This window comes from Sinorhizobium sp. CB7, from assembly GCF_041357635.1.
Lineage (GTDB): Bacteria > Pseudomonadota > Alphaproteobacteria > Rhizobiales > Rhizobiaceae > Rhizobium.
In genome coordinates this window covers 351,814-373,375 of record NZ_JAULLL010000005.1, presented here as the reverse complement: position 1 = coordinate 373,375, position 21,562 = coordinate 351,814, and the positions used below count along the sequence as shown (strand labels likewise).

At 59.6% G+C, this 21,562-nt stretch carries 23 protein-coding genes; 13 read left to right on the top strand and 10 right to left on the bottom strand.

Going from position 1 to position 21,562, the window contains the following annotated elements:
- Positions 1-244: 244 nt before the first annotated feature.
- Together AAE029_RS12505 and AAE029_RS12500 are read right to left on the bottom strand one after the other, a co-directional pair.
- Positions 245-1,021, bottom strand: coding sequence for an alpha/beta fold hydrolase (locus tag AAE029_RS12505; protein ID WP_371073162.1), 777 nt, complete (start codon positions 1,019-1,021; stop codon positions 245-247).
- 224 nt (positions 1,022-1,245) lie between these two features.
- Positions 1,246-1,707, bottom strand: a complete 462-nt coding sequence (locus AAE029_RS12500) for a YbhB/YbcL family Raf kinase inhibitor-like protein (RefSeq protein WP_371073161.1) — start codon at positions 1,705-1,707, stop codon at positions 1,246-1,248.
- Positions 1,708-2,090: 383 nt separating this feature from the next.
- On the opposite strand from AAE029_RS12500, the gene AAE029_RS12495 reads away from it, so the two are divergent.
- Positions 2,091-2,321 carry a hypothetical protein gene (locus tag AAE029_RS12495; RefSeq protein ID WP_371073160.1) on the top strand — a complete coding sequence of 77 codons (231 nt, stop codon included), beginning with the start codon at positions 2,091-2,093 and terminating at the stop codon, positions 2,319-2,321.
- 75 nt (positions 2,322-2,396) lie between these two features.
- On the opposite strand, the gene AAE029_RS12490 is transcribed toward AAE029_RS12495, so the two are convergent.
- Positions 2,397-2,795, bottom strand: a complete 399-nt coding sequence (locus AAE029_RS12490) for a hypothetical protein (protein WP_371073159.1) — start codon at positions 2,793-2,795, stop codon at positions 2,397-2,399.
- Between the two features lie 238 nt (positions 2,796-3,033).
- Between AAE029_RS12490 and AAE029_RS12485 the strand changes: the two genes are divergently transcribed.
- From AAE029_RS12485 to AAE029_RS12475, 3 genes are all read left to right on the top strand, one after another.
- Positions 3,034-4,038: an MBL fold metallo-hydrolase gene (locus AAE029_RS12485; protein ID WP_371073158.1), complete on the top strand. Its 1,005-nt coding sequence runs from the start codon at positions 3,034-3,036 to the stop codon at positions 4,036-4,038.
- Between the two features lie 116 nt (positions 4,039-4,154).
- A complete protein-coding gene (locus AAE029_RS12480) occupies positions 4,155-5,516 on the top strand; it encodes an MFS transporter (protein WP_371073157.1) in 1,362 nt (453 codons plus the stop codon).
- A gap of 8 nt (positions 5,517-5,524) precedes the next feature.
- Positions 5,525-6,358, top strand: coding sequence for an SMP-30/gluconolactonase/LRE family protein (locus AAE029_RS12475; protein ID WP_371073156.1), 834 nt, complete (start codon positions 5,525-5,527; stop codon positions 6,356-6,358).
- Positions 6,359-6,472: 114 nt separating this feature from the next.
- Here the strand turns inward: AAE029_RS12475 and AAE029_RS12470 are convergent, their stop codons facing one another.
- Positions 6,473-7,165, bottom strand: a complete 693-nt coding sequence (locus tag AAE029_RS12470) for a GntR family transcriptional regulator (protein ID WP_371073155.1) — start codon at positions 7,163-7,165, stop codon at positions 6,473-6,475.
- Between the two features lie 173 nt (positions 7,166-7,338).
- Between AAE029_RS12470 and AAE029_RS12465 the strand changes: the two genes are divergently transcribed.
- The 6 genes from AAE029_RS12465 to AAE029_RS12440 all read left to right on the top strand — a co-directional run bounded on the left by AAE029_RS12465 (position 7,339) and on the right by AAE029_RS12440 (position 14,189).
- Entirely contained in the window at positions 7,339-8,301 is a 963-nt protein-coding gene (locus AAE029_RS12465; protein WP_371073176.1) for an ABC transporter substrate-binding protein, read from the top strand.
- A gap of 53 nt (positions 8,302-8,354) precedes the next feature.
- A complete protein-coding gene (locus tag AAE029_RS12460) occupies positions 8,355-9,170 on the top strand; it encodes an ABC transporter ATP-binding protein (protein ID WP_371073154.1) in 816 nt (271 codons plus the stop codon).
- Between the two features lie 3 nt (positions 9,171-9,173).
- On the top strand, positions 9,174-10,037 hold the full coding sequence (locus AAE029_RS12455) for an ABC transporter permease (protein ID WP_371073153.1): 864 nt from the start codon (positions 9,174-9,176) through the stop codon (positions 10,035-10,037).
- Positions 10,038-10,096: 59 nt separating this feature from the next.
- The gene (gene araD, locus AAE029_RS12450) at positions 10,097-11,833 is read left to right on the top strand and encodes an L-arabinonate dehydratase (RefSeq protein ID WP_371073152.1); all 1,737 of its coding nucleotides are present in this window, start codon (positions 10,097-10,099) and stop codon (positions 11,831-11,833) included.
- Between the two features lie 17 nt (positions 11,834-11,850).
- Positions 11,851-12,576, top strand: a complete 726-nt coding sequence (locus AAE029_RS12445) for a ribonuclease activity regulator RraA (protein WP_371073151.1) — start codon at positions 11,851-11,853, stop codon at positions 12,574-12,576.
- 260 nt (positions 12,577-12,836) lie between these two features.
- On the top strand, positions 12,837-14,189 hold the full coding sequence (locus AAE029_RS12440; protein ID WP_371073150.1) for a phospholipase D-like domain-containing protein: 1,353 nt from the start codon (positions 12,837-12,839) through the stop codon (positions 14,187-14,189).
- On the opposite strand, the gene AAE029_RS12435 is transcribed toward AAE029_RS12440, so the two are convergent.
- Positions 14,186-15,151: a lysylphosphatidylglycerol synthase domain-containing protein gene (locus AAE029_RS12435; RefSeq protein WP_371073149.1), complete on the bottom strand. Its 966-nt coding sequence runs from the start codon at positions 15,149-15,151 to the stop codon at positions 14,186-14,188. The two genes, AAE029_RS12440 and AAE029_RS12435, sit on opposite strands and share 4 nt — an antisense overlap.
- 71 nt (positions 15,152-15,222) lie before the next feature.
- Here AAE029_RS12435 and AAE029_RS12430 point away from each other — a divergent pair, with 71 nt between their 5' ends.
- The gene (locus AAE029_RS12430) at positions 15,223-15,969 is read left to right on the top strand and encodes an endonuclease/exonuclease/phosphatase family protein (protein WP_371073148.1); all 747 of its coding nucleotides are present in this window, start codon (positions 15,223-15,225) and stop codon (positions 15,967-15,969) included.
- Here AAE029_RS12430 and AAE029_RS12425 read toward each other — a convergent pair.
- The 5 genes from AAE029_RS12425 to AAE029_RS12405 all read right to left on the bottom strand — a co-directional run bounded on the left by AAE029_RS12425 (position 15,964) and on the right by AAE029_RS12405 (position 19,723).
- Positions 15,964-16,683 (bottom strand): metallophosphoesterase, encoded by a 720-nt coding sequence (locus AAE029_RS12425; RefSeq protein WP_371073147.1) that lies wholly within the window; start codon positions 16,681-16,683, stop codon positions 15,964-15,966. The genes AAE029_RS12430 and AAE029_RS12425 overlap by 6 nt on opposite strands.
- Positions 16,683-17,504 (bottom strand): nucleotidyltransferase family protein, encoded by an 822-nt coding sequence (locus tag AAE029_RS12420; RefSeq protein WP_371073146.1) that lies wholly within the window; start codon positions 17,502-17,504, stop codon positions 16,683-16,685. Before AAE029_RS12420 ends, AAE029_RS12425 begins: the two co-directional genes overlap by 1 nt.
- Positions 17,505-17,757: 253 nt before the next feature.
- Entirely contained in the window at positions 17,758-18,291 is a 534-nt protein-coding gene (locus AAE029_RS12415) for a 2'-5' RNA ligase family protein (RefSeq protein WP_371073145.1), read from the bottom strand.
- A 75-nt stretch (positions 18,292-18,366) separates the two neighbouring features.
- On the bottom strand, positions 18,367-18,873 hold the full coding sequence (locus tag AAE029_RS12410; RefSeq protein WP_371073144.1) for an N-acetyltransferase family protein: 507 nt from the start codon (positions 18,871-18,873) through the stop codon (positions 18,367-18,369).
- A gap of 82 nt (positions 18,874-18,955) precedes the next feature.
- Complete coding sequence (locus AAE029_RS12405) at positions 18,956-19,723, bottom strand: nucleotidyltransferase domain-containing protein (protein WP_371073143.1); 768 nt, start codon at positions 19,721-19,723, stop codon at positions 18,956-18,958.
- 250 nt (positions 19,724-19,973) lie between these two features.
- On the opposite strand from AAE029_RS12405, the gene AAE029_RS12400 reads away from it, so the two are divergent.
- Both AAE029_RS12400 and AAE029_RS12395 read left to right on the top strand, forming a co-directional pair.
- Positions 19,974-20,456 (top strand): VOC family protein, encoded by a 483-nt coding sequence (locus AAE029_RS12400; RefSeq protein WP_371073142.1) that lies wholly within the window; start codon positions 19,974-19,976, stop codon positions 20,454-20,456.
- Positions 20,457-20,587: 131 nt separating this feature from the next.
- A complete protein-coding gene (locus tag AAE029_RS12395) occupies positions 20,588-21,547 on the top strand; it encodes a S1C family serine protease (RefSeq protein ID WP_371073141.1) in 960 nt (319 codons plus the stop codon).
- The last annotated feature ends 15 nt before the right edge of the window (positions 21,548-21,562 follow it).

Sequence of the window (21,562 nt, the reverse complement as noted above, 5' to 3'; positions counted from 1 at the left end):
TCCCGCGCCGTGGACACGGCGCTGCTGGATTCCTGTGACAGGCACAGGAATGAGGAAAGGTGGGCAACGGCGGCGTCAAACAACCAACAATGAGATCGTGGATTGGCGGGATTGCCCTGCATGCCACCCCTCACGGAAATCCCGCCTCACCGATCAGCACGGACAACCTCCTGAGAGTTCACAACTAGAACGGAATTCAGATTTCAGGCCGATTCGGCCTGAAATCATCCGGATCTAATTTCGGCTATTTCGCCTCGGCCGCGGTTTCGATCAGCTTTGCGACTGTCTCGGGATTGGACACCATCACGACATGGGACGCTCCCTTGACGACGACGGTCTGCTTGGAATGCGCCCGCTCGGCCATGAATTGCAGCGCCTGCGGCGGGATGTTCTTGTCCTTGTCGCCATAGACGAACCAGGACGGGATGGTCTTCCAGGCGGGCTCGGTCGATGCTTCACCCAATGCCGCGTCTGCAATCGGGCGCTGCGTGGCGGCCATCAGCTTCGCATCCGCTTCCGGCACATCGGCGGCAAACTGATCGTGGAACTTGTCCTGCTGAATATAGAGATCGTTGCCGCCGCCGGGCAGCGGTACGGGTGCGGCAAGGGTCGGAGCGAGCGTGCTGCCCGGGAACTTGCCCGAGAGCGCTACCGCGCTTTCACCGGCCTCCGGCGCAAAGGCCGCGACGTAGACCAGTGCCTTGACATTAGTCTTGCCATAGGCCGCTTCGCTGATGACCGATCCGCCATAGGAATGACCGACGAGCACGACAGGCGACTTGATCCCCGAAAGAATGCTCGCGACATAATCCGCATCGCCCTTGACGCTGCGCAGCGGATTGGCCGCAGCCACAACCGGATAACCATCCTTTTCGAGGATATTGACGACGCCATTCCAGCTCGAGCCGTCCGCGAAGGCGCCATGCACGAGCACGACGGTCGGCTTTTCGGACTGAGCGTAAGCCGCTGAACCCGCCATCAAGGCGGCCGCAACAGCCAATCCTGCAACGAAATTCCTCATGTGAGTTCCTTTCTTCAGAAAATTTCCACATTCAATTATCTTGATAATTCATTGTGCACGATGTTTATGTTTCTAAAAATAACGATTGTCAATCGCTCTCCAATTAAATTGTGCACAACTAAATTTGAACAGCCGGTGAGCCCCGCGTGATGCAACAGACGCCCATGCGGCAGCGGCCTGCGTCACGACAGGCGGCCGCCGGATCTCTCCATCCCGTTTATCACTCAGGTCTCATAGGTACCCGTCACGCTCGCCTCCGCCAGCACATGTTTGCGCGCTTCATCCCACATTCGTGCAATCCCGGCGTTCGCAGGAACCGCAAGGCTCGGAACGTCAAGAGCGGCAAGGCGGAAAATATAGTGATGCGGACCGTGGCCCCGAGGCGGTTGGGGACCATCATATCGGGCATTTCCAAAGTCGTTCCTATAGAAACGAGGCGCATTTCCAGGCCCGGTATCGGCGCTTTCCGATAATTGGCTCCAATCGGCAGGAATATTGGCGATCCCGCAATGGCGGAAAGTGCCGCTCGGAGCGTCTGGGTCTTCGACAATCAGTGCAAAGCTTCTGGTTCCTTCTGGAGCGCCGCTCCATTTAAGCGGCGGAAACATGTTCTCGCCGGAGCGAGCATATTTTTTGGGAATCGGATTGTCTTGTGTAAATCCTGTACTCATCAAGGTCAGTGCCATGGTCCTTCTCCTTTTGTGCTGGTGGGAATCGGACACACTGTGTCCCGTGGAGTTTCCCCGGGGTGAAATGAAGACCTGTCACCTCCTCACCCGCCTTTTCTCGCCATGTCCTGGCTTTGGCGGCGATCGCTCTCCTCCTCCTGAAAACGTTGCTGGGGCTTCGACGTTCCGGCTCTCCTCGCCGGTTTTGGTACCTCAGGCTCTCTGCCCGCATCTTTTGCTCACATCAATGTTCCATAGGCACTCTCGATGACTTGCTTGACCGCTCTAGATTCCTGCCTACCGGGGACACCCTGCCGGGCAAGTGAGTGGCGCAGCCAGCGCATGAATTGCTGGAACGGCGTGCGCCTCTCGTGATTGACTTCGAGGAGATGGAGAAGACGATGACGCCTGAAGAAATGGATACCGTGCTGCGCAGCCTGCCGCTGCGGATCGGTGCCTATATACCCGAGGATCTGCTCGAGGATTGGTTTGCACCGGGCACCGGGATGAATCCTGTCAGCAAGCAATGCCTGGCTGCGGCCCAAGCCTATGGGCGCAGGTTCGAATGCGAGTTCAAATATTATCCCGAGCGCTCCGAAGGCGTATTCTGGAAATTCGTGCCGGCGCTCTGAGCCGCGATAGCCGGGACGATGCCGGGCTCGGGCCCGGCACAAACGTCAAGCAGCGCGTCTATGCGCGCCACGATCTTAGACCGATCTGACGGCTGTAAGAATGTCTTCCGCCTCAAGTGGCGTTGCCGAACTCAGGAGGGTTTCCCCGTCTGGACCGATGAGCATCAAGGCAAAGGAGCGGATGTCGTTGACGCCGAACCCCACCCGCAACTCTCTGGCATCGCCGCCGCCGCTCGCGCCGCAAAGCGGCGTTACGATGTTATCGCGGATCGTGAGCACGGCGATATCGCTCTGACACATGAGATCGCGTTGCCGCTTCAGGATCGCCTCCTGCTTGCCGGCAATTTCATTGGGGAGATCGGCAAAGATCAATACGGTTAACTTGCGATCCGTGACATTCCTCAGCGCGCGCAGGCGATTGCGTGGCGACAGGAACGGCGGCCGGAATTCCTCGGTGGTTGCGATAATGGACATTTGCTCCTCCTGGTTTGGAATCGCTTCGAGCGGCCTCGATCTAGGCCTTTCCGCCCCTATACGGAGATCCTGCTTCGGCAGTTTCAAACTCCGGATATAGAGGCAACTGAGAGCCGGTTTTTTTGTTCCGTCACCAAACTTTGCCGCTCTTAACCAAACGTCAGACCGTCGCCATGTCCGCGGGCTCCCCTATATGGGCAAACCAGCCATATCGTGATCTAGCGAAGGAGTTTGCCCTTTGTCGGGCCTCGTGGAACCGAGACTGATCAATCCGGATTTTGGAGATCCCGGCCTTTTCCTCAATTTCAGATTCGGGCGGGAAGCGATCCTCTTCGACCTTGGAGACCTCTCGCCCCTGACGACCAAGGAAATCCTGAAAGCGCGGCATGTCTTCGTGTCACATATGCATCTCGATCACTTCATCGGCTTCGATCGCTTGCTGCGGGTGTTTTTGCATCAGCGTGCAGCTGTTTCGATCCATGGCCCGCCAGGCCTCGGCGACGCGATCGACGCGAAGCTGCACGGCTACGTCTGGAACCTTCTCGATGAGAAGAACCCGGAATTCGTCATCCGCGCGACAGACTGGAGCGCCGGCGGCGCTGTCGCATGCTGCTCTTTCTCCACACGAAAGGCCTTCAAGCGCGAAGCTTTGCCGATAGCAGCCGATCGATCCAACATCCTTTTCGATGATGGGCAATTTCGCATCGAGGCGGTCGAGCTCGGGCACGGCATCCCCTGTCTCGCCTTTGCCTTTCAGGAAGGATTGCGGCTCAATGTCCATAAGGCGCGCCTCGACGAGCTCGGATTGCCTGTCGGCCCCTGGCTGACCGAAGCAAAACGCGCTCTCCGCGGGCAGCGCGCCGGGGAGGCCGAAATCGACATTCCCGGCCACGGAAAAGTTCGGCTCTCCACGCTGCAGTCTTCTGGCGCCCTCGTCTCCGCCCGCGGGCAACGGATTGCCTATGCGACCGATCTCGCCTTTACCGAAGAGAATGTCAAAAAGGTCACGGCGCTTGCGAGGGGCGCCGATCATTTCTTTATCGAGGCCGTCTTCACTGAGGAAGATCGTCGACTGGCCGCCGCAAAACATCATCTGACCGCTGGCCAGGCCGGTTCGATCGCGGCCGCGGCAGGCGTGGCACGCGCGACACCCTTTCATTTCTCGCCGCGCTATCTTGGACGCGAGGAAATTCTTCAAGCCGAATTCCGATCTGCCTTCGCCGAGAGCCGTAATCCACCGTGAACGGCCGCCAATCCGACCTACTCGCTCTAGCTTCCACCAAAGCAGAGGATTGATATATTGATGCATTAGTGCTTTAGTCTGCCATGACCTGCTCAGTTCGGCATGTATGGGAGGAAATGATGAGCGCTGCGGGAATCCAATCGGCGGACGATTCCGCCATGATGCGAAAGGTGGCGATCGCCTCCTGTATCGGCACCACAGTCGAGTGGTACGACTTCTTCATCTATGCGACCGCCTCTGCGCTCGTATTCAACAAGCTCTTTTTCCCGAGTTTCGACCCTCTCGTCGGCTCGCTCGTGGCGCTCGCCACCTATGCCGCCGGCTTTTTCTTTCGCCCGATCGGCGGCCTGTTATTCGGCTATCTCGGCGATCGCTACGGCCGCAAGAGCGCGCTGGTGACCACGCTTCTGATCGTCGGCATTGCCACTTTCATCATCGGCCTCATGCCAACCTATGAAAACATCGGCATCGCCGCACCGCTCATCCTTCTCTTCATCCGCATGCTGCACGGCTTCGGCATCGGCGGCGAGCAGGGCAACGCGATCTTGATCATGTGCGAGCACGCGCCGCCGAAGAAGCGTGGCTTCTTCGGCTCATGGGTGCAGATGGGCGCGCCGGCGGGCTTCATCCTGCCGCTCGGCATCTTCGCCGCACTGACGACGCTCCTGCCGGAAGACGCTTTCCTGAGCTGGGGCTGGCGCATTCCCTTCCTGCTCAGCATCGTGCTGGTCGGCATCGGCATGTATATCCGCCTGCAGCTCACCGAATCGCCTCTCTTCCTCGAAATGCGCAAGCGTCGCGCCGAAGATCCGCATCCGCTCGCGGAAATCCTGCGCAAATATCCGCGCTTCCTCGTCCTCGGCTGCGGCAGCAAATTCGCCGAAAGCGTCGCATTCACGAGCTTTGCGGTGCTCGTCACCGCCTATGCGACAAGCCGCGGTGTCTCCCGTCCCGCCATGACATCGGCCTCGCTCGTCGCGATCGTGCTGGAGTTGATCGCCCTGCCGCTCTTCGGCATGCTTTCCGACAAGGTCGGGCGCAAGCCGGTCTATATCTTTGGCGCAACCAGTGTGCTCCTGGCGACTTTTCCGGCCTTCGCGCTGATCTACTATCGGCTGGACGACTATATCTGGATCGGCCTGGCTGCGGCGCTGGCGCTTGGTCATGCCGCGATGTATGCCCCGCAGGCCGCCTTCTATTCGGAGTTCTTCCCTACGCCGGTCCGGGCAAGCGGTGTCTCCTTCATCCAGCAGATCGGTGCCCTCATCGGCTCGGTCGGCACGCTCGCCGCCGGGTGGCTGCTTGAGGTCGCCAATGGTGCGCCTTGGGCATTGGCGGGCTATATCGTGCTCGGCTGCATGATCACCATTGCCTGCACCGCCGCTCTCCCGGAAACGGCGCCGCGTCTCGGACGCTGGAAAGACCTGGTCAGCGGCCTGACATCCGGCGACGGTGTGACGGCGCGCGGCCGGGCATAGGGAAGCAAATGACTCTGGCATTCGACGTGTTCTCCGACCAATGGGGCCATCTCGGCGAAAGCCCGGTCTGGTCGGAGAGCGGCAATTGTATCTGGTGGGTTGACACCGACGGCCGCCGGCTGTTGCGGACGGACGCGGCAACCGGCAAGACGGAATACTGGCAGGCGCCCGAGCCCGTGGGCTGTGTCGCTTTGCGATCGGACGGAAAGCTGGTGACGGGGCTTGCGACCGGCATTTTCCTGTTCGACCCGGCGATCGGCCGGTTCGATCGGGTTTGCGCACCGGAAGCAAGAACCGACATTCGTTTCAACGACGGTGCTCTCGATCCTGTGGGTCGCCTCTGGGCGGGCACCATGCATCGCTCGATCGCCGAGCCCACCGGCGCGATCTTCTGCATCGAATCCGACTTCAGGCACCGCCGTATTTTCGAAGGCTTCTGGACGCCGAACGGCCTGGCATTCGATGCCGACCGCGGCCGCATGTATTTCTCCGACTCCCATCCTTCGGTGCAGACCATCTGGGTCTGTGATTATGACGTCGCGACGGGAAGACCGTCCAATCGCCGCCTCTTCGCGACGACGCATGATGTCGAGGGCCGTCCGGACGGTGCCTTTGTCGATGAGGACGGCGTCTACTGGATTGCCGGCGTCAGCGGCTCGGAGATCCTGCGCTTTGCCCCTTCAGGAGAGATGCTGGAGCCGCTCAAGCTTCCCGTCACGCATCCGACAAAGCTCGTCATAACAGGATCGCGTCCGCGTACGGCCTTCGTCACAACGCGGCGAACCGCGCCGGACGGCGAAAGCCATCCATCCGGGTATCTTCTGCGCGGCATTCTTTCCTAGAGCAATTCCAGGAAAAGTGCGAAGCGGTTTTCCGTTCGGAATTGCGTAAAACAAGGGGTTAGAGCAGTTCTGCGATTCGACGAAGCGCTCTAAGACTGCCGCAAGGCCGGCCGATCACCGGCTGACGTAGTCAGGATATTGCTCGCAGATGAGGTCAATGATCGAAAGGGTTCCCGACAAGTGCTTGCGCATGGCGTTGGTCGCCTTTTCCGGATCGCCGGAGCGCACGGCCTCGATGATGGCGTGGTGGTCGGAAAGAACGTTCTGCATCTTGCCAGGCATCGGCAGGTTCAGCCGGCGAAGGCGGTCGAGGTGGACGCTCTGGCGGCGCACTGTCGACCAGAGGCCGAGGATGCCTGCGCGTTCGAACAGCGTGCGGTGAAAATCCTTGTCGAGCGAATCGAAGAGATCGTAAGTTTCCGGCGACATCACCCGCTCCTGCCGCAGCACGATCTCCTCCAGCGCCGCTGCCGTTTCCTGCGGGGTGTCCTTGGTCAGCCGCCGGATCGCCTCCAACTCGATCGAAAGGCGCAGGAAATGAGCTTGTATTGCATGATCGATGTCAATCCTTGCGACGACCGTCGCATATTGCGGATAGACCTCGACCAGCCCTTCTTCCTCCAGACGGATCAGGGCATCGCGCACCGGCGTCTGGCTGACATTGAATTCGCTCTGCAGCGAGATTCGCGACAGCACCGTCGTCGGAGGCAGGTTCATGGAAAGAATGCGCGATCGGAGAATTTCGAGAATCTGCGGCGCGACCTGCCGTGAGCGATCCAGGGCGAAATCTTTGGGGTTTACTTTCACGCGCGTCACCATCCTGTCCGAAGCGTTTGATCCCTTTAAACACAATTTAGGGCTTGATGCACTGATACATTAGTGCTTTAGTGTCGCATGTCGCTGCTTTTTCGGGTGACACGACGAATTTCAGGGAGGAAGTGATGAAAGCAATTCTGGGCGGCCTGGCCGCTCTCGGCCTCATGTTCGCAGGCATTTCTGCGAATGCCGGCGAAAAGACCGATATTTCGATCACCCGCCAGCCGGGTATTCTGTATCTTGTCAGCCATGTCATGGAGACGCAGAAGCTGATCGAGAAACACGCGGAGGCCGATGGCCTGCCCGGCGTCACCGTCGAATGGCGCACCTTCAGCGGTGGCGGCGCCCAGACCGATGCGCTTCTTGCCGGCAGCGTCGATATCGTCAACACCGGCACGGGCAACCTTCTGCTGCTCTGGGATCGGACCAAAGGCAGGGTCAAGGGTATCGTCACCAATTCTGCGCAACCGGTCATCATGGTTTCGCGCGATCCCCGCATCAAGTCGCTGAAGGACATTCAGCCGACCGACAAGATTGCGGTGCCGACGGTCGGCGTCTCGACCCAGGCGATCCTGCTGCAGATGGCGGCCGCAAAGATGTATGGCGACGACCAGGTCCACAAGTTCGACGCCAACACGGTGCAGCTTGGTCATCCGGATGCGATGGCGGCGATCGCCAACGAAAGCCATGAGGTGAAGAACCATTTCTCCGCCCCGCCCTTCCAGTATCTGGAGCTGAAGCAGCCGGGCGTTCACGAGGTGGTCAATTCGCGCGACATCCTTGGCGGTGAGCTCACTCAGGGTACGTTCTTCACGACCACACAATTCGCCGAGGCCAATCCCACCGTCATCAAGGCGATCCGGGAAGCGACAGCCGAAGCCATCGACGTCATCAAGAAGGATCCGAAGACCGCGGTCGAGGCCTATAAGACCGTTTCCGGCGACAAGACCAGCGTCGACGATCTGCTGGCGATCCTGAACCAGCCGCACATGATGGAATTCCGCATGGACCCGCAGGGCACGATGAAATTCGCCGAACATCTCCACAAGATCGGCACGCTGAAGACGATGCCCAAGGCCTGGACCGATTATTACCTGCCGGAAGCGGCGGATCTGAACGGCAACTAAGCTGCAAGGGCGGTGAACGCGCCGCCCTTCCTGCATTCTTTGGAGGAGACTCTATGCTTCAGGCGACAATTCCGGCCGCGGCGACTACCGCAAACGCCGCCGCAGCCATCCCGCTTCTGAACGTCAACAAGGTGACGCTTCGCTATAAGACGCCGAACCTGCTGATCACGGCGACGGAAGGTGTCAGCTTCTCGGTGGCGCAATCCGATCGCTTCGTGCTTCTCGGCCCATCCGGCTGTGGGAAGTCGACACTCTTGAAAGCGATCGGCGGCTATCTGACACCCGCCGCCGGCAGCATAGAGATCAAGGGGCGTCCGGTGAAAAGACCCGGCGCCGACCGGATGATGGTCTTCCAGGAATTCGACCAGCTTCTGCCCTGGAAGACCGTGCTTGAGAACGTGATGTTTCCCCTGACGACGGCCCGTCGTCTGCCGCGCGCGGAAGCTGAGGCGATCGCCCGCGACTATATCGAAAAAGTCAAGCTGACCCGCGCCGTCGACACCTATCCGCACATGCTCTCGGGCGGCATGAAGCAGCGTGTCGCAATCGCCCGCGGCATGGCGATGCAGCCGGACATCCTGCTGATGGACGAGCCCTTTGCTGCGCTCGATGCCCTGACCCGGCGGCAGATGCAGGATGAATTGCTGCAGCTTTGGGAAGATACCCGCTTCACCGTGATCTTCGTTACCCATTCGATCGCCGAGGCCATCAAGATTTCCAACCGCATCCTGCTGCTTTCGCCGCACCCCGGCCGGGTAAAGGCGGAAGTTCGCGACGTCGAGACCGTGCGCAACGATCCTGCGGCCGCCGCCAAGCTCGAGCAGGAAATCCACCACATGCTGTTTGCCGAAGCCGGACACAGGGAGTAAGCCATGGCCGCCCCGCAGATCATTCTCGCTGCCGAAAGCACAGAACCCGTCGGCAATATCGCCTCCGTCGAGCAGAAACTCGGCGCCGCCGAGCTGCTCTGGCAATCGGGCGCCTTCCGTAAATCGATGCTCATCGTCGTGCTTGCCATCATCTGGGAAGCCTATGCGCGCCACCTCGACAATCCGCTGCTCTTCCCGACGCTGAGCGATACCCTGACCGCCCTCTACGACCGTTTCGCCGATGGCGTACTGCCGTCACGCATCTGGACCACGCTCAAGATTCTCGTGACGGGTTACGTGACCGGTACGGTGCTCGCCGCTCTGCTGACGATCGTCGCCATCAACACCCGCATCGGCACCGATTTCCTCGAAACCATGACGGCGATGTTCAATCCGCTGCCGGCGATCTCTTTGCTGCCGCTGGCGCTCATCTGGTTCGGACTTGGACCGGCCAGCCTCGTCTTCGTGCTGGTGCATTCCGTCCTCTGGGCGGTCGCTCTCAACACCCATGCCGGCTTCCTCGGCGTATCCCGGACCTTGCGCATGGTCGGGGCGAATTACGGGCTGACCGGCCTTTCCTATGTGCTGCGCATCCTGGTACCCGCCGCCTTTCCCTCGATCCTGACCGGCCTGAAGATCGGCTGGGCCTTCTCCTGGCGCACCTTGATCGCCGCAGAGCTCGTCTTCGGCGTCTCCTCCGGCCAGGGCGGCCTCGGCTGGTTCATCTTTGAGAACCGGAACCTACTCGATATTCCCTCGGTCTTCGCCGGCCTGCTGACGGTCATCATCATCGGCCTGATCGTGGAAAATCTCATCTTCCAGACGATAGAGCGCCGGACACTGCTGAAATGGGGCATGAAGGAATGACGTGTCGACCTGCCTTTCTCGTTTCACCAGTTGGATATTGAATACAGGATCACACGAATATGAATGCCAGGAAGAGCCCGACCGATTTGCGCAGCGCCAGATGGTTTGCGCCTGACGACCTCAGAAGTTCCGGCCACCGTTCCCGCACCATGCAGATGGGTTATGCGCCGGAGGAATGGGCGGGCAAGCCCGTCATCGCAATCCTCAACACATGGTCGGATGCCAATCCCTGCCACGCGCATTTCAAGCATCGTGTCGAAGACGTGAAACGCGGCATATTCCAGATGGGCGGCTTCCCGCTCGAGCTGCCGGCGCTGTCGCTTTCCGAAAGCTACGTCAAGCCGACGACCATGCTCTACCGCAACATGCTGGCCATGGAGGCGGAGGAACTGCTGCGGTCGCATCCGGTCGACGGCGCCGTCCTGATGGGCGGCTGCGACAAGACCACCCCCGGGCTCGTCATGGGTGCGCTCAGCATGGGCATCCCGATGATCTACCTGCCGGCCGGGCCAATGCTGCGCGGAAACTATCGCGGCGAATATCTGGGCTCCGGCTCGGACTCCTGGAAGTTCTGGGACGAGCGCCGGGCCGGCACGATCTCCGAGGCCGAATGGGTCGAGGTCGAGGCCGGTATTGCCCGTTCCTATGGGCACTGCATGACGATGGGAACGGCAAGCACCATGACGGCGATCGCCGAGGCGATGGGCCTGACGCTCCCCGGCGCAAGCTCGATCCCGGCCGCCGACTCCAACCATATCCGCATGTCCTCGGCGGTCGGCCGGCGCATCGTCGAGATGGTCTGGGAGGATCTGGTTCCCTCCAAGATCGTGACCGAAGCTGCCGTCCGCAATGCCGTTGCTGTCGCGATGGCGACCGGCTGTTCGACGAATGCCGTCGTCCATCTGCTTGCCATGGCGCGCCGTGCCGGTATCGATCTGACGCTTGAAGATCTGGACCGCGCCGGACGCAGCACGCCCGTTCTCGCCAACATCCGTCCGACCGGCAAGACCTATCTCATGGAGGATTTCTATTACGCCGGCGGCCTGCGCGCCCTGATGGCGAAGCTCTCCTCCAAGCTCGATCTCTCCGCACTAACCGTCTCAGGCGTTACCCTCGGGGAAACGCTGCAGGGCGCGAAATGCTATAATGACGACGTCATCCGCTCGCTGGATAACCCGATCTATCACGAGGGATCGCTTGCGGTTCTCAAGGGAAATCTCGCGCCGACGGGAGCAGTCATCAAGCCTGCCGCCTGCGACCCGCGTTTTCACAAGCACCAGGGCCCGGCGCTCGTCTTCGACAGCTATCCCGAGATGAAGGCCGCCGTCGACGACGAGAGTCTCGACATCACGCCCGACCATGTGATGGTGCTGCGCGGTGCCGGGCCGCAAGGCGGGCCGGGCATGCCGGAATGGGGCATGCTGCCCATGCCGAAGGCGCTGCTGAAGAAGGGCTACCGCGACATGCTGCGCCTTTCCGACGCGCGCATGAGCGGTACGAGCTACGGCGCCTGCGTCCTGCATGTTTCGCCGGAAGCCCATGTCGGCGGCCCGCTCGCATTGCTGCGCAACGGCGACATCGTCCGCCTCGATCTCGAGGCCCGGCGCATCGACATGCTCGTCGACGAGGACGAGCTGGAGCGCCGCCGCGCCGCCTGGGTCAAGCCGGCTGAAAAGGCCGGACGTGGTTATGGCTGGATGTTTGCCCGCCATGTCACCCAGGCCGATACCGGCTGCGATTTCGATTTTCTGAAAACCGGGTTCGGCCCTTCCGCTCCCGAGCCGGACATCTACTGATCATAAAGGATTGGATCATGAGCAACTACGTGCTGAGCAGGGAAACGCGCGACAAGCTGATGGGGGTCGCGACGCCGACGATCGCCACCGCTCTCTTCAAGCGGGGCCTGCGCAATCAGTTCATCCAGGACGTGCGACCGCTGTCGCCGAAAAAGGCGAACATGGTCGGCCAGGCCTTCACCCTGCGCTACATTCCGGCGCGCGAGGACCTGAACACGCTCGAAGTCTTCCGCAACCCCGAACATCCGCAACGCGCCGCCGTCGAAAGATGCCCGCCGGGCGCCGTTCTCGTCATGGACAGTCGCAAGGATGCACGCGCAGCTTCCGCCGGATCGATCCTGATCTCGCGCCTGCAGGTCCGCGGCGTCGCCGGCGTCGTCACCGATGGCGGCTTTCGCGATAGCCCCGAGATCGCCAATCTCGATATTCCGAGCTATCACAATCGCCCCTCGGCGCCGACGAACCTGACGCTCCATCAGGCAATCGAGATGAACGTGCCGATCGGCTGCGGCGATGTCGCCGTTTTTCCAGGCGACGTCGTCGTCGGAGACAATGAAGGCGTAATCATCGTCCCCGCCCATCTTGCCGATGAGATCGCGGACGAGACTGTCGAGATGACCGCCTACGAGGACTTCGTCACGGAACAGGTGCTGAACGGCGCGACCATCATCGGTCTCTATCCGGCAACGAGCGATGAGCCTCGGAAAGCCTTTGCGGAATGGCGGAAGAAGAACGGCCGTTAGAAAGAGGCACCCTGGCCGCGGCGGGATCACTTCAAATCTCCGGCATCGACGAGAGCAGCCATAGATAGCCGACACTGCGACGTGACCATTGCGGGAACCGCCAATGAGTCCAGACGTTTGTGAAGCAGTTCAGATGAAAAGGCTATCTGATGGCTGCATTCGAAATAGGTTTCGACCGCGCGAAGCAAATACGGTCCAATCAAGGGCGGAAAGATCATAGTTTCTCTACCGAAGGACGTCGCACGGAGCAGCCAGGCGCTATGCCGCTGACTGGAACTTCGGCAAAGACCGCCTTTCTTCGCAACGGAAGCGGCTATTTCGCCGCTCTTGACCACGCGCTTAGAAGCGCACGGCGAACTGTCTGGATTGTCGGCTGGGACTTCAATCCGGACACTCTTTTGAGGCCGGAGGAATCCAGCGAAACGCTGGGGCAACTGCTTCAATCATTGGCAGAAGCAAATCCTGATCTGGAAGTGCGCATTCTGATCTGGGCGCTTGGCCCGATCTATTCGCAGAAGTCACTTCGGCTGTTGCTGGGAAGGAACCCCATGCGACATCCTCGAATCTTCCTGCGTTTTGATCTGCAACATGCCATTCGGGGCTGCCACCACCAAAAGCTGGTCTGCATCGACGATGCCATTGCCTTCATCGGCGGCATGGATCTGACATCGCGGCGTTGGGACAGTTCGAAGCATCGGGCGGATGATGATCACCGGCAGGATCCTGACGGTGTACCCTATGATCCTATCCATGATGTACAGGCCATGGTCTCGGGTCATGCCGCAAAATTGATCGGCGATGTTGCGCGACGGCGCTGGGCAGAGGCAACCGATGAAAACCATGAACCTGTCGGGAATTCGCGGGCCATCTGGCCAGCAGGCATTGAACCCTCTCTTGTTGATTGCCCTGTGCGGCTTGCGCTGACCGAGCCCCCAAGCAGGCGGCAACGAGGGGTGAGTGGCGGTGTTGCGATGACAAAAAAGGTGATCGCCGAAGCAAAACGTCATTTGTACATCGAAACGCAATATCTGGCCTCATTTGGCATCGGGCAGGCGCTTGCAGCACGCCTGAAGGAAAAGGATGGACCGGAGATCGTTATCGTCGTGACCCACAATTCCCACGGCCTGATCGAGAAAATCGTCATGGGCGGTAATCGCGATCGGCTGATTGGACAACTCAAACTCGCCGACAGATATGATCGGCTGCGGATCTATTATCCTGTGGTGCCGTCAAGTGACGGCGAACGGGCGGTTCTCATTCATTCCAAGCTTCTTTTGGCCGATGATCGTCTCTTGCGCATCGGATCTTCAAACCTCAACCATCGGTCGGAAGGTTTGGACACTGAATGCGACATCCTGTTCGATGCCAATCGCCCGGATCAACGCGATGCGATCGCAGCCTTGCTGGAATCGCTCCTGGTCGAATATCTCGGATGCGGCACCGATGTCGTCAGCCGATCGCTGGCGCAGACAGGTTCCTTGATCCGGACGATGGAAAACCTGAACAAAGGATCGCAGGGATTGCGTGAGTTCGAGGTTGACATGACGTCGACGGCGACTGGCCCCATTCTCGGGACGGCACTTGTCGATCCTCTCGTCCGCCCTCGGGATTAGACCCGTTGGGTTTTGCCATTTTCAGTCTCTACCCCGTCTTTCACGGACGCCGAAGAAAGGCGCAATTTAAGCTCGCTGAAAAGCAGCAGGCTGATTCCCAGCAAAAGAGGAATGAAGAAATAAACACAGCGAAATGCGATCAAGGCTCCGATTGATGCCGCTTCGGGCAGGACATAGGAGACGGTCGCCTCCAGGACGCCGAGACCGCCAGGAACGTGCGTGGCAAGAATGGCCGAATTGGCCAGCACGAAGGCTGTGACGGAGCGGAAATATCCAATGGAACCAGCCGCGGAGAGCAGCTGGTGCAGGCAGGCCGATACCAACATGAAGTTCACGGTCCCGACAAGAACCTGCCCCACGGCGATCCAAAGTATCGGCATCCGGAATGTCCAGCGCCATAGGCGCAGCCTTCCCCGTACGAAGATCGCCAGCATGGCATAGACGACGGGAACGGCGAGAGCGGCAAACCCTCCCATGAAGACCAGGCTCCGGTTCAGACCAAGGAGATGGATTGCATCCTCGGGGTTGATCAGAAGCGCCAACCCGCCGAGCGTAATCAGACCAAGCCCGACCGTGATGCCGCAAAAAAGGACTATCTTCGCGACCTCCTCGAGGCGGAGGCCCCAGCGCGTGTAATAACGGTAGCGGAAAGCGCCGCTGCTCAATCCTGCAAAGCCGATGTTATGGCCGAGCGAAAGGCTCACGAAAGAGGCAAGGGCAACCTTCCTGTAAGGGAGACGTCTGCCGAGGGAGCGTATGGCAAGAAAATCGAAGAGTGTAAGGCAGAAATAGGAGGCCGCGGCAAAGAGAAGCGCCAGACAGAATCTTGAAATCGGTATGCTTCGCACCGATTGGACAATTTCGGAGACACTGTATGGACGGAACACGCGATAGAGCAGATATCCCGCCAGGCAAAGGGCAAGAACCAGAACCACGTTCCCGAACAGGCGTTTCAGCGTCATCAAACCTTCTGCAAAATTGGCGAACGGACCGTGGTGGAACGATCTGAGGACTTTCGGGTTCCCCGATCGTCATGTCTGATACTAAGTCGATCAAGATCCTGACCTACAACGTCCACAGCTGTATCGGCACGGATCGAAAGCTCGACCCAGGCCGCATTGCAAATGTGATTGCGCAAGCCGAACCTGACATCGTCGCGTTGCAGGAAGTCGACGTTGGACGACGCCGGACGGATGGGGTGGATCAGGCGCATCTGATAGCCTCGCTTGTTCAGATGGAGGCGCATTTCCATCCCACGCTGACCATTGCCGAGGAACGATATGGCGATGCCATTTTGACTGCTCTCCCGACCGAGACGGTCAAGGCCGGCGTACTGCCTTCCTTGGGCGAGCTCCGTGGGGCGATTTCGGCTGCAATCTCGCTTGGATCGACAAGATTGCGGGTCATCAACACGCATCTTGGCTTACGCGGCCGCGAACGTATGCAGCAGATGACGACCCTGCTTGGCCCCGGCTGGCTCGGTGCGTCGGCGGAAGATGGAATGTCGACGGTACTTTGCGGCGACTTCAATGCTATTCCCACCTCCGCCGCCTATCGGCTTGCGGTGCGTTTTCTGCAAGACGCCCAGGTCGCCGGTGGATCCGCGCCAAGGCCGACGTTTCCCTCGCGCTATCCATTGATGCGCCTCGACCACATCTTCGTCACGAAAGACATATCGGTTGAAAGGTCAACCGTACTTCAGAACCGGTTGACGCGCTTGAGTTCCGATCATCTTCCTCTTCTGGCCGAAATAACGCTGCCGGATCGAGGCCGTTCATAGTTCGAGCAGCGCGTAAGCCTTGCCCGTCGGCTTTTCGACATGGGTGGCCACGTTGTAGACGGGCGCGCCCCCCGGGGTTCGTCCCTCGTAAGTGCCGCGATGGGCGTGGCCGTGCACAACCGCATCGACCTTGAAACGGTCGATGGTTTCGGCAAGCCGCGAGGAACCGAGGAATGGGTAGATCTCCGCCGGTTCACCGGAGACGGTTTCCGCTATGGGCGCATAGTGGAGGACGACGAGAGAGCGGCTGGCACTGACCTGGCGCATGGCGTTTTCGAGGCGCATCGATTCCTCTACGCTTTCGGCGACCATGGCCTTTATGGCAGGCTCACCAAAGGAGCCGAGCATATAGCGCCCGAAGCCGCCCGCAAAGCCCTTCACGCCGACAAAGCCAACTCCATCGATCTCGACGGCCTTTCCATTCAACAGCTTGACGCCCGCATTCGTCAGGATGCTGCAGACATCGTCGACGAAGCCGCTTTCGTAGTCATGATTGCCGAGGACTGCCACCACGGGCACGGTGCAACTGCGCAAATCAGCGGCGAGCAGTTCCGCTTCCTTCGGCTTGCCCAGATCCGTCAGGTCGCCTGCGATGACCATGACGTTTGCGACCGAGGAGATTTCGGAAAACAGCTCCTTATAGGACTGGTTTCCGTCCTCCTTGACATGGAGGTCCGCGACGGCTGCAATCTTCAGCTTCTCCGGGTCGCTCATCACTTCTGCTCCTCTTGTCCACGTAGCTCGCCCTCGCCGCCGACATCCGCAAAACCCCATTCTCTTACGTCGATCTCGAATTCGGCACGCGAATACATGCGGCCACGGCAGATCTTCATTTGCGGCAACGGAAGTTCCCGCTGGGCGCCGAGGCGATCGAGGAGTTCGTCCATCAGCCACTGCGGAACCTTGTCGCGCTCACTCGGGTAGATCCACCGGAAGTTCAGCAGGTGGATCAGCAGTACCTCCCAATGCACTTCCAGATATCCGAGTAGCTTGCGCCAATCGATCTTCTCATGCGCCTTGAGGATGACATGGGCGATATCAGCGCCATCGTAGCGATGGCGCAGCTGCACGAAGGCTTTCGACCAGATCAGCTCCGTCGGGCTCACGATCCACACGGGATGGCCGCACATCTCGATCTGACGGGCATCGTCGAACCAATCGTCGCCGACCGGCATCGTACCGTTGAACGAGGCGAAGATCACATCGAAGAAGTGTTTTCCCTTGAGCACCTTGCCCAGCCAGCGCTCATCCTCGATCTCCACCGCATACCCATTGTTCTTGAAGTAAGCCAGGATCCGCGCATAGTCACCGGCCTTGCAGAAGATGTCGAAATCCTTCGTCGGCCGGGAGATGCCGGTATAGGCGCTGACGGCATAGGTTCCCCCGATGAGAAACGGGATTTTTGATTCCACGAGCGCATGCACCGCCTCGACGACGAACGGTTCGGCATCGGGATCAATCAGAGTGGGGACCGCTTTCGCCCGCATGAGGGATGAGCCGTCCTGCCCGCTCGTTGCGCCTATCGAATCGTTCATCTTCCATCCTTTTCAACAGACTTGATATTCTCAACACGCAGACACGTTGTATGTTCCCACTGTCGCTTCCATGGCGCCAACGATGAGGCGGCTGCTATGTATGCGATCGCCTCGACATGCCTGGCAGTTCCTGACGCATATCCGCCAAGGCTCAATTCGCTGGCGGGCGAAAGGATACAACTTTCTGGAAATTCAAAGCGTTACAGCGATTTTGGTGTAGGTGCTCTATTGCGACGGCGAATACATGCCGGCTCTAGGGTCGTTGAGCGAGCAGGATCTCGCTCATGATCTCTACCGGATGAAACCACAGACAATCCGCAGCATTGAACGTGACCGAGAATTCAGCCCGTCTTTCATCAGCCCATCTGATTGCTTGCTCGGAGACCGCATGAGGAATTCTCATTGCGATCGTGCAATGCGGCACCCAACTACCCGGACGATAGTACTCATGGCATAAAGTAGGCTCGATCTCGGCATGAAGCACAGCATGAATCTGACGTAATGGCTCGTCCGAGACGGGACGCAGCCACAGGACGAGGAAGTCGTTTCGAAAGGAACAAATTCCGGAAAAGGCAATCGATATTGCCGAACCACCATGAAAAGCCCTGCGAAATGCGCCGATAAGCCGATCCGGTTCGATGTCGTCATAGACCGCCAGCGTCATATGCGGGGGATAGTTCAGAGCCTCCATTGACGGAACTTCTTCGAATTCGGCGGCTTCCCGCCAAAGCTCCACGACCGGCAACGCCGTGTCGTTCAAGCATTTGATGCTTATGGCATACGGCATGAGGGCGGTCCCACTTCAGATATCAATTGGCGGCGCGCGGTAACAACGGGTCATGCTCCAACCCGGCCACAGTTCCTACCTGTAGATGACCGCCATGCTGATGGCGTCGAAATATCGGCCATCGATGCAGGCGGCGTCGCGAACGAGCCCTTCCCTGACAAAGCCGACCCTTTCGTAGAGAGCGATCGCGCGGGCATTGTCGGTATAGACATCGAGTTCGACGCGGGAGAAACCCGATTCACGGGCCTGCTTCAAGGTCGCTTCGATAAGGCGCCGTCCCAGGCCCTGCCCACGATAGGCGGGTATGATACCCATGCCGAGGCTACCGCGATGGGCATGAGATGGAAAGAAGTGCCGGCTGACGTCGCACCAGCCGACGACCTCGCCGTCCGCCAGCGCAACGAGCTGAGGATTGCCCTTCCTGATCATGCCCAGCACGAACTCGCGCGTCTGCGGCAAGGGCGTGGCCTCAAGCATGCTGAGATATTTCTTCTCGCGCGCAACGGTATCGAGAGCACGGTGAAAGCTCTCGATATGCTCGGGGGCGATCGGCACGATTGCAATGTCGGAAACAACACTCATCTTCTCGAAAGCCTTTCAACGCTGAATTGTGGAATTTTACCGCCGAAAGCCACCTTCCTGTCAACATCGGCCACTTCGTTCGTCATCGCCTTAAGCCCAATTCGCCCCGTATCGAGGCAAGACGCGCCTCAGCAGGGGCTTCACGTCTATCCCCGGCGAAATAAGGCCCGCCGTGACGTGCCAGTTCCGTTTCGGCAAAGGCGATGAGTGTCGCCGGGTTTCCCTCCATCGCCAGCCGGAAGGCCTCGTCGAAATTCCTTGCCAGGAAATCGTCGAGCTTTTCCAGGAGGCGCGGAATCCACTTGCCCTTGCCGGACCATTGGTTACGGCCGAGCAATGCAAGATCGGCCAAAGGCTGAAAGAGCCGTGCCGCTATCGCGCGCAGCTCGGACGACGAGCGCTCGCCACGCAGATCATCGACCAGATCGGTGATGACATATCGCAGCGCATTCAACTGCGGCGGCGCAAGCGGTGCCGGACCAGCGGCCAGAATCTTCGCCGCATGGGCTTTGAGGGCATCTGCGCACCAGAGATCGGATCCGATCACATGACCCGAGGCCACCATATCGACGATGATCGGGAAACCGGATTTCGCATCCGTGTCGATGAACCAGCCGAGCGTTTCCGGATCGTGCACGAAGGCTTCTACAGGGAAACCGGATTCGCTGAAGAATTCGCGCCAACCGGTCTCGACGCGGTCGAAGACGACGACGAGATCGATATCCGAGGCGACGGTGCCCTGGCCCCGCAGAATGGACCCGGCGACAAAGGCGCAAAGCGCTCCCGGAAAACGCGACGCCAGCACACGCCGCGCAATAGCCACAACGTCTTCGCTCCGATGCCCGCCCATGAATTCCTCCACTGATAATTGCATAAGCTAAAGCAAATCCAGGGAAAGTGTGAAGCGGTTTTCCGTTCGGAATTGCGTGAAAGCAAAACAAGCGGTTCTGCGATTCCATCAAAGCTGAACCGCTAAGTATGATGCGTTAGATCGGCAACGCTCGACGATGCTAAATTTGATGCCGCGTGTCGGCACCGACGAAATTGGAACGTCCTACGGCTGTTCAAAGTTGGCCCAGCTATGTGAAGGAGATCGTTCCATGCCGGAGATTGCCACCCACCTTTGGTTTGCGCAGGAAGCGCGCCAAGCCGTCGAGTTTTACGTGTCGATAATTCCAGATTCCGCCATCATTCGCCAAACGACCCTACCCGCAGAGACGCCGAGCGGACCACCCGATAGCGTCAAGATCATCGAGTTCACGCTCGGCGGTCGGGATTTCACCGCGCTGGAAGCCACCCCTCTGGCTCAGTTCAATCACTCCTTCTCGATCCAGGTCGAATGCGACAGTCAGAAAGAGATCGACCGTATTTGGGACGGCTTCATCGAAAATGGCGGCACGGCGGAGGCATGTGGCTGGCTGAAGGATCGCTGGGGCCTGTCCTGGCAGATCGTGCCGCGCGTCCTGGGCGACATGATTGCCGACCCCGATCGCGATCGCGCCAGGCGCGCGACCGAAGCCATGCTCGGTATGGTCAAGCTCGACATCGCAGTGATCCAAGACGCCTTTCACGGCAAGGGTTGACCGTCCATGGATGCAGCGAAGCCGGCCTTGCAACGGGCCGGCCAACAATGCTTGTTTTGTCCGATCGCGCTCACCACATCTGCTCTCTCTGCTCCCCCCATTCCCGGGCGAGCGTCTTCAGGAGCGCTGCGATGGGATATATCGATAAAGAACCCCTCATACCTCAGGATGCCGATCTGCTAGATGCCTATTCGGAGACGGTATCTGCCGCGGTCGACCGCGTTGGCCCCGCTGTCAGCCGCATCGAGCGCGTTGGCGGCAGAGCCGGTCACGGCTCAGGCTTTGCCATTTCGCCTGATGGCCTGATCATTACCAATCACCACGTCGTGGAAGATGCCCGGAGCGTTCGCATCAAGAGCGCGAATGGTTCCGTCGGTCACGGGACCGTTTTGGGCCGTGACCCCGACACCGATATCGCGCTCATACGAGCCGACGTCGATGTCCAGGCCTGGGCCCGCCTCGGAGATTCAAAGAAATTGCGACGAGGCCATATCGCGGTGGCAATCGGAAATCCGCTCGGCTTCGACTGGTCGGTGACGGCGGGCGTCGTTTCGGCTTTGGGCCGCTCGATGCGATCGGCGACAGGACGTCTCATCGACGATGTCGTGCAGACGGATGCCTCGCTCAATCCGGGCAACTCGGGCGGCCCGCTGGTCTCCGCATCGGGTGAGGTGGTCGGCGTCAACACCGCCGTCATTCGCGGCGCGCAAGGCATCGCATTTGCTGTCGCCTCCAACACCGCAAATTTCGTCGTATCGGAGATCCTGCGCTTCGGTCAGGTTCGCCGCGCCTTCATCGGTATTGCGGCGGATACGATCGTGCTGCCCCGCCGGGTCGCACATCTGGCAGGCATGATCCATGAAACCACCGTGCGTGTGCGAAGGGTGGATCCCGGCAGTCCTGCCGATCGTGCCGGCCTGAAGGAAGGTGATTTGATCCTTGCGATCGACACGCAGCCGGTCGCCGGCGTCGACGATCTTATCCGTCTGCTCGACGGCCATAGAATAGGCGTCGAGACCGCGATCTCGGTCTACGATCTGGATTCGCACGTCGTCACCCGCAAGCTCGTACCGGCCGCACGACCGAACTGAGCTGGCGACGAGCGG